General features: G+C 73.7%; 8 protein-coding genes. 7 read left to right on the top strand and 1 reads right to left on the bottom strand.

Translation table 11 applies throughout. The features are described from left to right. Window positions 1-33 precede the first annotated feature (33 nt). On the bottom strand, window positions 34-1104 hold the full coding sequence (locus SSBG_RS03595) for a LacI family DNA-binding transcriptional regulator (RefSeq protein ID WP_078491205.1): 1071 nt from the start codon (window positions 1102-1104) through the stop codon (window positions 34-36). A gap of 129 nt (window positions 1105-1233) precedes the next feature. On the opposite strand from SSBG_RS03595, the gene SSBG_RS03590 reads away from it, so the two are divergent. The 7 genes from SSBG_RS03590 to SSBG_RS03560 all read left to right on the top strand — a co-directional run bounded on the left by SSBG_RS03590 (window position 1234) and on the right by SSBG_RS03560 (window position 9953). After that, the gene (locus SSBG_RS03590; RefSeq protein WP_008744862.1) at window positions 1234-2871 is read left to right on the top strand and encodes a peptidase C14; all 1638 of its coding nucleotides are present in this window, start codon (window positions 1234-1236) and stop codon (window positions 2869-2871) included. Then, window positions 2868-4385, top strand: coding sequence for a hypothetical protein (locus tag SSBG_RS35345; protein ID WP_008744861.1), 1518 nt, complete (start codon window positions 2868-2870; stop codon window positions 4383-4385). Before SSBG_RS03590 ends, SSBG_RS35345 begins: the two co-directional genes overlap by 4 nt. A gap of 34 nt (window positions 4386-4419) precedes the next feature. Beyond that, entirely contained in the window at window positions 4420-5802 is a 1383-nt protein-coding gene (locus tag SSBG_RS03580) for an ABC transporter substrate-binding protein (RefSeq protein ID WP_008744860.1), read from the top strand. Continuing rightward, window positions 5799-6740, top strand: a complete 942-nt coding sequence (locus tag SSBG_RS03575) for a carbohydrate ABC transporter permease (RefSeq protein ID WP_008744859.1) — start codon at window positions 5799-5801, stop codon at window positions 6738-6740. Before SSBG_RS03580 ends, SSBG_RS03575 begins: the two co-directional genes overlap by 4 nt. Beyond that, window positions 6740-7660 (top strand): carbohydrate ABC transporter permease, encoded by a 921-nt coding sequence (locus SSBG_RS03570; protein ID WP_050776718.1) that lies wholly within the window; start codon window positions 6740-6742, stop codon window positions 7658-7660. Before SSBG_RS03575 ends, SSBG_RS03570 begins: the two co-directional genes overlap by 1 nt. Window positions 7661-7731: 71 nt before the next feature. Beyond that, window positions 7732-9045 (top strand): enolase C-terminal domain-like protein, encoded by a 1314-nt coding sequence (locus SSBG_RS03565; RefSeq protein WP_078491204.1) that lies wholly within the window; start codon window positions 7732-7734, stop codon window positions 9043-9045. Further along, window positions 9042-9953, top strand: a complete 912-nt coding sequence (locus tag SSBG_RS03560; protein WP_008744856.1) for an NAD-dependent epimerase/dehydratase family protein — start codon at window positions 9042-9044, stop codon at window positions 9951-9953. Before SSBG_RS03565 ends, SSBG_RS03560 begins: the two co-directional genes overlap by 4 nt. Window positions 9954-10345 lie beyond the last annotated feature (392 nt).

The raw sequence follows: 10345 nt of genomic DNA, 5'->3' as shown, positions 1-10345 counted from the left end.
TGCGCGGAGGGGCGGGCCCCCCGGGGCGGGCGCTCAGAGCGAGAAGACGACCTCGACGGGCGCGCCCGGCGGCGTACCGCCCACCGTCGAATAGCCCTCCACGAGCGTGCAGTCCACCGAGTGAACGCCCGGCTCGGCGTCGCCGCCTATGGCGCGCAGCAGGTGGCGCACGGCGGCCGAGCCCACCGTCTCCAGGTTCGGGTCGACGGTGGTCAGGACCCGCTTCTGGAGGTTGGTGATGCGGCTGAAGTTGTCGTAGCCGACGATGGCGATGTCCTCGGGCACCCGCAGCCCCGCCTCGCGGAAGGCGGCGAAGGCGCCGAGGCCGATCTCGTCGTTCCCGGCGAAGAGGCCGTCCACGGGGCAGTTCGCGTCCAGGAGGCGGCGCGCGGCGCGGAAGCCCCACTCGCGGTAGTAGTTGCCGAAGAGCGGCTGCCCGAAGGCCATCGTGAGGCCCGCCTCGCGCAGCGCCTCGCGGAAGCCCGCGCCGCGGTCGATGACGGCGGGCGCCATCTCGTCGCCCGTGATGTGCGCGATACGGGTCCGCCCGAGACCGATCAGGTGCTCGGCGGCCATCCGCCCGGCCTTGCGGTTCTCGGGCGGGAAGGAGGCGTCGCGCGGGCTGTCCGAGACGCCGTTGACGTAGACGACGGGGGCGGGGAAGCCGCTCACCGAGGGCAGCCGGTCGTCCGCGCCGATCCCGATGACGAGCAGCCCGTCCACCTGCCGGGCGCGCAGCCTGCGCACGTGCTCGGCGCGCAACTCCGGGTCGCGGTCGGCGTTGTAGAGCAGCGAGGCCATGTCGTAGCGGCTCAGCTCGGCGTTGGCGCCGATGAGCACCGGCATGGTGAACGTCTCGGGCGCGTTGTTGGCCAGAATCCCTATGGTGTAACTACGGCCGAGAGCGAAGGACTTGGCCAGCGCGTTGGGCTGGAAGTCGAGCCGTGCCGCCGTGGCGAGGACGCGCCGCCGGGTCTCCTCCGAGGCCCGGCCCCGGCCGTTGAGCACCTTGGACGCCGTCGAGAGCGAGACCCCCGCCGCCGCCGCCACATCGCTGAGCCGCGCCGCCGTACGGACCTGCGGCTCACCACTTCTGTCCACCATGGCGTCATCCTAGCGGCATGGGAAAGCGTTGTACCAGGGTTCGCAACTCTTCTCCGCCGAAGGTATTGCGCCATTTCCCTCACGTGGCTACGGTCTGCGCAACCGCTTTCTCACCGAGAGGACCGGTCCATGCCGAGCCGCAACCAGTCCCGATCCACCGCTTTCCCCGCCGCCGTCTCCCGGCGCGGGCTCCTCCAGTCCGCCGGAGCCGTCGGCGGCCTCGCCCTCGCCGGCGGCGTGCTCCCGGGCACGACAGCCCCGGCCGCCGCCGCCCCGGACGCCGCGTCCGCCGCGGCCGCTTCCGCCGCCGACCCGGCCCTCGTCACCGCCGGCGTCCCCTCCGTCTTCGGCGCCTTCAACGGCGTCTGCCAGGTGCCCGCCGGCTCCCTCGCCCAGGTGCCCGCCCTCGCGGGCATCGGCTGGAACCGCCTTGACATCCCCTGGCAGAACCTGGAGCCCGTCCAGGGGCAGTTCGACCAGAGCCGCCTCCAGGCGCTCGGCGACCAGATCCTCGCCGCCCGCCGCGCCGGGGTCCGGGTCCTGCCCGTCCTCGCGTATACCGCGCGCTGGGCGGGCCGCAGGGACGCGTACGCCTTCGACAGCGGCGGCAGGCACTACGCCTACGGCCCCGTCACCGCCGAGAACGACACGCACTTCACCCGGCACCTCAAGGTGACCCGCCTGGACGACGGGCGCGTCGTCCAGGACGCCGAGACGAAGATCAACAAGACGTTCACGCCGCCCGCCGACCGCGCCGCCTGGCTCGCCTACGTCGAACGCGTCGTGGACTTCCTCTCCGCCGAGCCCTACGGCGTCGAGTACTTCCAGGTCTGGAACGAGGCGTACCAGGGGTCGAGCTTCTGGTTCGGCGGCATGGACGAGTACTTCACCGACATCCACCTCCCCGCCGCCAAGGCGATCCGCGCGCGCGGCGGGAAGACCGTCTTCGGCGGCTGGCCCTGCGGCCTCCCGCTCACCCTCCTCACGGACCTGCTCGACAAGCACCGCGCCTGGGGCACCCTCGACGTCCTCGACGTGCACTACGACCCGCTGCCCGCCATGGAGTACCTGCGCACGGCGGCGGCCCGGCGCGGCCACGCGGACATCGGCGTCTGGCAGACCGAGCACGGCTTCGTCCCCGACGGCACCCTGATCCCCAACCTCTACCCCAAGGCGTTCGCCTGGGCCCTCGGCCACGGCCTCGTTCGCCACCCCGACCGCTTCAAGCTGTTCTGGTTCGCCTGGGGCTCGGCGAACGACCCGAAGGCGTACGGCTACGGGCGCTGCCTCCACAACGGCACCGAGCGCACCGCCCACGCCCGCACCCTCGCCGTCCTCGGCGACCTCCTCGGCGGGAACCGCGTCACGACCTACAGCCGCTTCCGCACCGAGCCGCGCCTGCCCCGGGCGCTGGACGAACGCGCCTCCGCCGCCGAGGGGTTCACGGTCGGGAAGCGGAAGGTCGTCGCCGTCCACCTGGCCCGGCAGGGCGAGGCGAACATATTCTGGGACTTCACCGGCGACGCCACCGCCTGGCACCTCTCCGGCTTCGATCCCGAACTGCGCCTGACCCTCCAGGACGTGCCCAGGGGCGCGAAGGTCAGCCGCGTCGACATCCTCGGCAACCGCACCGAGCTGACCTGGCTGCGCGAGGCGCACGGCAGCGCCACCGTCGTCGTCCCCGTCACGGACTCCGACGAGGAGACGAAGAAGCTCACCGCCGACGCCGAGGTCCGCACCTTCTACGTCGTCGTGGACCCCGCATGACGGCCCCCGGCACGGGACGCCGCCCCGGACCCGGCCCCGCGGCACCCGGGCTCTCGCGCCGCGCCCTCCTCGCCCTCGCGGGCGGCACCGCGCTCGCCGGGACCCTCCCCGCCACCGCCTCGGCCGCCCCGGCCCCCCTCGCCCCCGCCTCCGCCGCCGACAGCCTCTTCTCCCGCTTCGCCGGTACGTGCCAGGCCGGGGCCGACGCCCCCGTCGCCGACGAACGCCTCGGCCTCACCTGGAACCGCCAGGACGTCTCCTGGGCCGCGCTCCAGCCCGCCGAGGGCACCTGGGACGACGCCGCGCTCGACACCCTCGTCACCGCCTTCGAAACGGCGGCGGCGGGCGGCGTCAGCACCCTCCCCGTGCTCGGCTACACCGCCCCGTGGGCCGCCCGCCGCGACCCGTACGACTTCACCGTCCCCGGGCAGCACGTCGCGATCGGGCCCGTGCTGAGCGAGACCGCGACGACCTTCCGCCGCCGCGTCACCGTCACCGCCACCGACGGCACCCCCGTCTCGGACGGCGAACGCGAGCTGAGGCGCGACAAGACCCCGCCCGCCGACCCCGACCAGTGGACGGCCTTCGTCCAGCGCGCCGTGGACCGGCTCACGGCCTCCACCGCCGACGTCACCTACTTCCAGCTGTGGAACGAGGCGTACTGGGGCACCCCGTTCTGGAACTCCGGCCTGGACGACTACTTCGCCACCGTCCACGAACCCGCCGCCGCCGTCGTCCGGGCGGCCGGGGCCCGCACCGTCTACGGCGGCTGGCCCGCCGGGGCACCCACCTCCGAACTCCTGCGCACCCTCGACGCCCGCGCCGCCTGGGACACCGTGGACGTCCTCGACATCCACTACCAGGCCATCAACACCATGCCCGCCCTGCTCACCGCCGCCGCCGCGCACTCCGCGACCCCGGCCCTGTGGCAGTCCGAGTACGGCTTCACCACCGACTGGGCCTCGATCGGCAACGTCTACCCCCGGGTCTTCTCCTGGGCCCTGCGCGAAGGACTCGCCGACCACCCCGACATGGTCAAGATGTTCTGGTTCGCCTGGCGCGCCCCCGACGACCCCGCCGCCTACGGCTACCGCAAGTGCCTGTTCAGCGGCAGCACCCTCAGCGGCCACGGCCGCGCCCTCAAGGCCCTCACCACCCTCCTCGACTCACCCTCCGTCAGCCGCTGGAGCGACTTCACCACCACCCCCGTCCTCGGCTTCACCCTCGACGGCGCCGTCTCCAGCGCCGAGGGCTTCACCCTCGCCGACGGCTCCCACGTCCTCGCCCTCCACCTGCGCAACGGCCCCTCCGGCCCCGTGGACCACGTCGTCCTCGACAGCCCCGCCCTCAGCGGCGCGAGCGCCGTGCGCCGCGTGGACCTCTACGGCAACACGACCCCTCTGACACCGGCGGGCACGACGGTCACCGTCCCCGCCCACGACCCCGACACCGAGGCCGAGACGGCCAACGCCGCCACCGGGGTCCGCGCGGTCTACGTCGCACTCGACGCCTGACCGCCCGCCGCCACCCCGATCCAGGAGCACACCCATGCCACGCACCCTCCCTCTCCGCACCACGGCGGTCCTGGCAGCCGCCGCCGCGCTCGGCGCGAGCCTCGCCGGCTGCTCGTCCGGCGACTCCACGAGCGCGGGCGGCAAGGTCACCATCACCGTCCAGGGCCTCCCGCAGACCAGCGACCCCGTGGGCCGCAAGGCGTTCAAGGCCCGCGTCGCCGAGTTCGAGAAGAAGAACCCGAAGATCCACGTCGTCCCCTCCGACGCCCAGTGGAACCCGCAGACCTTCGCCACCAAACTCGCCGGCGGCAGCGCCGAGACCCTCGTCCGCGTCCCGCTCACCGAACCCCAGGGCCTCATCGGCCGCCGCCAGGTCCGCGACCTGACCGCCGATCTCAAGACCTGGCCCCAGTACGACGAGTACAACAAGAAGCTCCTCGCCCCCCTCAAGGACAAGCAGGGCAAGGTCTACGGACTCACCGAGCCCGCCTCCGCCTACTCCATGGGCCTCGTCTACAACCGCGACCTCTTCCGCAAGGCCGGACTCGACCCCGACCGCCCGCCCACCACCTGGGACGAGGTGCGCACCGCCGCCAAGGCCATCCACGACAAGACCGGCGCCGTCGGCTACGCCGAGACCACCACCAACAACACCGGCGGCTGGCACCTCACCGCGCACACCTACGCGCGCGGCGGCGCCATGACGAAGAAGGACGGCGACCACGAGACCGTCGCCTTCACCGGCAAGGCCACCAAGGACGCCCTGCGCCAGCTCCACGCCATGCGCTTCACCGACGACTCCATGGGCCGCAACCAGCTCCAGGACCAGGCCGACGTCCAGCGCCGCTTCGCCGCCGGCAAGGTCGGCATGTACCTCGACGGGCCCAGCGCCGTCATCACCATCGTCCAGCGCTTCGGCGGCGACAAGAAGGACGTGGCCGCCGCCGCCCTCCCGCAGGCCGGGGGCGGTGCCACCCAGCTCGGCGGCACCGTCGACATGGTCAACGCCCGCGCCACCGCCGCCCAGACGGCCGCCGTCGTCAAGTGGATCGTCTTCGAGTACCTGACCCCCTACTACGACCCGGCCGTCGCCGGAGCCCGCGCCGAACGCGCCGCCAAGGACCCGAAGCACCTCATCGGCGTCCCCTCGCTCGCCGCCTTCTCCCCGGAGATCCAGCGCAAGACCGACGCCGCCATCAAGCCCTACGCCAACGTACCCACCGGGAACTACCGCCCCTACGTCGAGGACAACCCCCGCTTGCGCCTGCTCCCCGAACCGCCCGTCGCCGCCCAGAAGATCTACGCCGCGCTCGACCCGGTCGTCCAGGCCGTCCTCACCGACCGCGGCGCCGACATCGACGCCCTTCTCGACAAGGCCGCCGGACAGGTGCGCCACGACCTGGAGTCCGCCCGGTGACCGCGCTCCAGACCCGCCCCGAGGACGCCGGCGTCCGGCCCGCCGCCACCTCACCGCCCCCGCGCCGCTTCCGGGCCCGGCTCCGCAACGACCTCGTCGCCGCCCTCTTCCTCCTCCCCGCCCTCTTCTGCTTCGGCTACTTCGCCTGGTGGCCGGTCCTCAAGGGCCTCGAACTCTCCTTCCAGCAGACCAACCTCGTCGACGCCGCCCAGTGGGTCGGACTCGACAACTTCCGCCGCGTCTTCGAGGACCCCCTCGTCACCACCGCCGTGGAGAACACCCTCCTGTTCGCCGGGCTCGCCCTCGTCATCGGCTTCCCGATCCCCCTCGCCCTCGCCCTCCAGATCTCCACCGTCCGCCGCCTGCCCGGCCTCTACCGCTACCTCGTCTACCTCCCCGTCATGCTCCCCCCGGTCGTCAGCGTCCTGCTCTGGAAGGCGTTCTACGACCCCGACTCCGGGCTCTTCAACGCCGTGCTCGGCCTCGTCGGCCTCGGCCCCTACCCCTGGCTCCAGTCCACCCACACGGCGATGCTCAGCCTCGTCCTGGAAGCCACCTGGGCCGGACTGGGCACCGCGACCCTCATCTACCTCGCCGCGCTCACCCGCGTCCCGCCGGAGCTCTACGAGGCCGCCGAGACCGACGGCGCCGGGATCTGGCGCCGCGCCTGGCACATCGCCCTGCCCCAGCTGCGCGGCACCGTCCTGCTCCTCCTGCTCCTCCAGTTCATCGGCACCCTCCAGGCGTTCACCGAACCGTTCGTCATGACCGACGGCGGCCCGCAGAACGCCACCGTGACCGTGCTCCTCCTCATCTACCGCTACGCCTTCGTGGACGGCGACTACGGCGCGGCGAGCGCCCTCTCGCTGCTGCTCGCCGCCGCGCTGTCCCTCATGTCCGCCGTCTACCTGCGGGCGACCCGCCGCTGGAGCAACTGATGACGACCGACACCGCCCCACCCCGCGCGGACACCGCCCCCGAGCCGCTGAGCCGCCTCATCTCGCCGCACGACTGGCGCCGCCCCGGCACCTTCCTCGTCCTGCGCGGGATGCACGTCCTCGTCCTCGTCGTGCTCGTGCTGTTCTGCGCCGCGCCGCTCTACTGGATGTTCAAGGGCGCCGTCTCGCCCGCCGACGAGGTCGCCGCCCGCCCGCTGTCCCTGTGGCCGGGACAGACCCGCTTCGGCAACCTCTCCGAAGCACTCGACACCCTCGGCATCGGCCGCTCGCTGCTGAACAGCGTCTTCCTCGCGGCCGGCTGCCTCGCCGCCCAGCTCGTCTGCTCCGTCGGCGCCGGCTTCGCCCTCTCGGTGCTCAAACCCCGCTACGGCAAGGCGTTCTACGGCCTCGTCCTCGCCACGCTCCTCGTCCCGGGCACCGTCTCCCTCGTCCCGCTCTACCTCACCGTCCAGCACCTGCCCGGCTTCGGCGTCAACCTCGTCAACACCTTCTGGGCCGTCTGGCTCCCGGCCGGCGCCAACGCCTTCAACCTCCTGCTCGTCAAACGCTTCTTCGACGGCATCCCCGCCGAGCTGTACGAAGCGGCCCGGGTGGACGGCGCCGGGCCGCTCACCCTGCTGCGGCGCATCGTCGTCCCGATGTCCCGCCCGGTGCTCTCGGTCATCTCGCTCTTCACCCTCATCGCCTCCTGGAAGGACTACATCTGGCCCCTCATCGCCCTCACCGACCCGCACAAGCAGCCCATCGCCGTCACCCTGCCCGTCATCGCGGGCACCGCCGACCAGGGACTGCTCCTCGCCGGTCTCTTCCTCGCGAGCGTCCCGCCGCTCCTGCTCTTCGTCGTCTTCCAGCGCCAGGTCGTCAACGGCGTCGGCGGCGACACCGGCTCCAAGGGCTGACCGCGCCCCACCCGGCGCCCCGCGCCCGCTCCGTACGACCCGTACCGCCCGCACCACCCGAAAGGACCCCCATGACCGGGCCCGCCTCCGGCACCCCGCTCGACCCCGACCAGCCGCACGACACCGTGACCGCCCTGCCCGAGGCCCTGCCCCCCTGGCAGCACCGCGAGGCGCTGCGCGTCACCCGGGTCCGCGCGATCGTCACCGCCCCGGAGGGCATCCCGCTCGTCGTCGTCCGCGTCGACACCTCCGACGACGGCCTCTCCGGCCTCGGCTGCGCCACCTTCACCCAGCGCTACGAGGCGGTCGCCGCCGCCGTCGACGCGCACGTCGCCCCGCTCGTCGTCGGCCGCCACCCCGCCGACATCGAGGACATCACCCGCCTCATCCACTACTCCTCGTACTGGCGCAACGGGCCCGTCCTCAACAACGCCCTCTCCGGCGTCGACCAGGCCCTGTGGGACATCGCCGGCAAGCGCGCCGGGCTGCCCGTGCACGAACTCCTCGGCGGACGCGCCCGCGCCGCCGTCGAAACGTACACCCACGCCACCGGGCGCGACATCCCCGAGACCCTGGACCGCGCCGAGGAACTCCTCGCCCGCGGCTACCGCAACATCCGCCTCCAGACCGGCCAGCCCGGCACCGGCACCTACGCCGCCCCGCCCCTCCCGGCCGCCTACCCGCGCTCCCCCTACCCCGACGGCTGGGACGCCGAGCGCTACCTGCGCTCCACCCCCGCCCTCTTCGCCGCCGCCCGCGAACGCTTCGGAACCGGCCTCAACCTCATGCACGACGTGCACAGCCGCCTGACCCCCAAACAGGCCGTCGTCCTCGCCCGCGCCCTCGAACCGTACGGGCTCTCCTTCCTCGAAGACGTCATCGCGCCCGAGCACTACGACCGCCTGCCCGAGGTGCGCGCCGCCTCGCCCGTGCCGATCGCCGTCGGCGAGCAGCTCAGCTCGGTCACCGACGCGGCCCGCCTCGTCCGCGAGGGCGGCGTGGACCTGCTGCGCCTGCACACGTCCTCCGTCGGCGGGCTCACCCCCACCCGCAAACTCGTCGCCCTGGCCGAACTCTGCGGCGTGCGCACCGCGTTTCACTCGCCCGGCGACATCTCCCCGGTCGGCGTGGCCGCCAACCTCGCCGTGGACATCTCCACCCCGGCCTTCGGCTACCAGGAGTCGCACGAGTACGAGGACACCGTCCACGAGGTCTTCCCCGGCACCCCCGTCGTCCGGGACGGCCACCTCCACCCCTCGCCCGAACCCGGCTGGGGCATCGGCCTGGACGAGAAGGCCGCGCGCCGCTTCCCGCCGGCCAGGCACCTGCACGACAGATGGGCCGCCCGGGTACGCCGCCCCGACGGCGGGCTGGAGGCACCGTGAGCGACACCCACCCCCGGAGCGCGGGCACCCAGGCGCCCACGCGCGTCCTCGTCACCGGCGCGGGCGGCCTCCTCGGCCGCGCCGTCCTCGCCCACCTGCGCGCCCGCGGCATCGCAGCCACCGCCCTGGAACGCTCCGACCCCGGCGACCTGCTCGCCGACCGCGTCCGCACCGGTGACGCTGGCGACCCGGACACCGTCCGCGCCGCCCTCGCCGACGTGGACGCCGTCATCCACCTCGCCGCCCTCCCCACCCCCACCCACGGCACCCCGCTGGAGGTCTTCGGCGGCAACACCCGGGCCACGTTCACCGTCCTGGAGGAGGCGGGGAACGCCGGCGTGCGCCGCGCCATGATCGCGAGCAGCTACTCCGTCCTCGGCCTCACCTACTCCACGACGGGCGCCCGCCCGCCGTACTACCCCCTCGACACGGACACGCCGCTCCAGGCGTCCGACCCCTACGCGCTGTCGAAACAGGTGGACGAGGCGACCGCCGCGACCATGACCCGCCGTCACGGCATGACGACGGTCGCCCTCCGCTACCCCTTCGTCTCCGACGCGCGCCGCATGGCGGCGCACCGCGCCGCCGACGCGGCACGCCCCGGGCTGCTCGCCGCCGAGTCCTGGGCCTACCTGGACGTCCACGAGGCGGCCCGCGCCGCGCTCCTCGCCGTCACGGCCCCGCTCAGCGGCCACCACGTCCTCTTCGTCGCCGCCCCGCACACCCTCGCCGACCGCCCCACCGAGGAGCTGATCGCCGCCCACCACCCGGCGACCGCGGTGCGCCGCCCGATCCCGGGCCGCGCCACCCCGATCGACCTCGCTCCCGCCCGCGACCTCCTCGGCTTCACGGCCCGCGACACGGAACCCGCCCCGGAACGAGACCCCGGGGACGTGGCCCCGGTCTGACACCCCACCCGCCCCGCGCCGCGGCGCCCCCGACCGGGACCGGCCGCAGCGGCGCGGGGCACCCGGGACGACACCGGACACCCGCCCACCCCGCCGCGCCCCCCCACCACGGGGCCCCGCGCGAACCCGTCGGCCTGAACCCGTCCCCGCAGGGGCAGACGGCTGAGGACCGGCGGCAGCGAGCCGGTCCGGGAGCGCGCCGGACGGGCGCCGAACGTGGGGGGACCGATGTCCGTATCCGTACCAGTCGCACCACCGGACAAGCACGGGCGCCGCCGGGGGCTCACGCTGCCGCGCGGCAGCGCGGGCGCCGTGTGCCGTCTCGGCGTGCTGACGGCCACCCAGGCCGCGCTGCTCGTCGGCGCCGGGCTGCTCATCACCGGACCGGCGAA

Source organism: Streptomyces sp. SPB074 (assembly GCF_000154905.1).
In the GTDB taxonomy this organism is placed as follows: domain Bacteria; phylum Actinomycetota; class Actinomycetes; order Streptomycetales; family Streptomycetaceae; genus Streptomyces.
Note: the sequence above shows the minus strand (reverse complement) of the source record. Positions and strands in the feature narration are given on the sequence as shown.

Coding starts and splice junctions, on each gene's coding strand:
- SSBG_RS03595 (WP_078491205.1), bottom strand. CDS start 1,104: ATGGTGGACAGAAGTGGTGAGCCGCAGGTCCGTACGGCGGCGCGGCTC.
- SSBG_RS03590 (WP_008744862.1), top strand. CDS start 1,234: ATGCCGAGCCGCAACCAGTCCCGATCCACCGCTTTCCCCGCCGCCGTC.
- SSBG_RS35345 (WP_008744861.1), top strand. CDS start 2,868: ATGACGGCCCCCGGCACGGGACGCCGCCCCGGACCCGGCCCCGCGGCA.
- SSBG_RS03580 (WP_008744860.1), top strand. CDS start 4,420: ATGCCACGCACCCTCCCTCTCCGCACCACGGCGGTCCTGGCAGCCGCC.
- SSBG_RS03570 (WP_050776718.1), top strand. CDS start 6,740: ATGACGACCGACACCGCCCCACCCCGCGCGGACACCGCCCCCGAGCCG.
- SSBG_RS03565 (WP_078491204.1), top strand. CDS start 7,732: ATGACCGGGCCCGCCTCCGGCACCCCGCTCGACCCCGACCAGCCGCAC.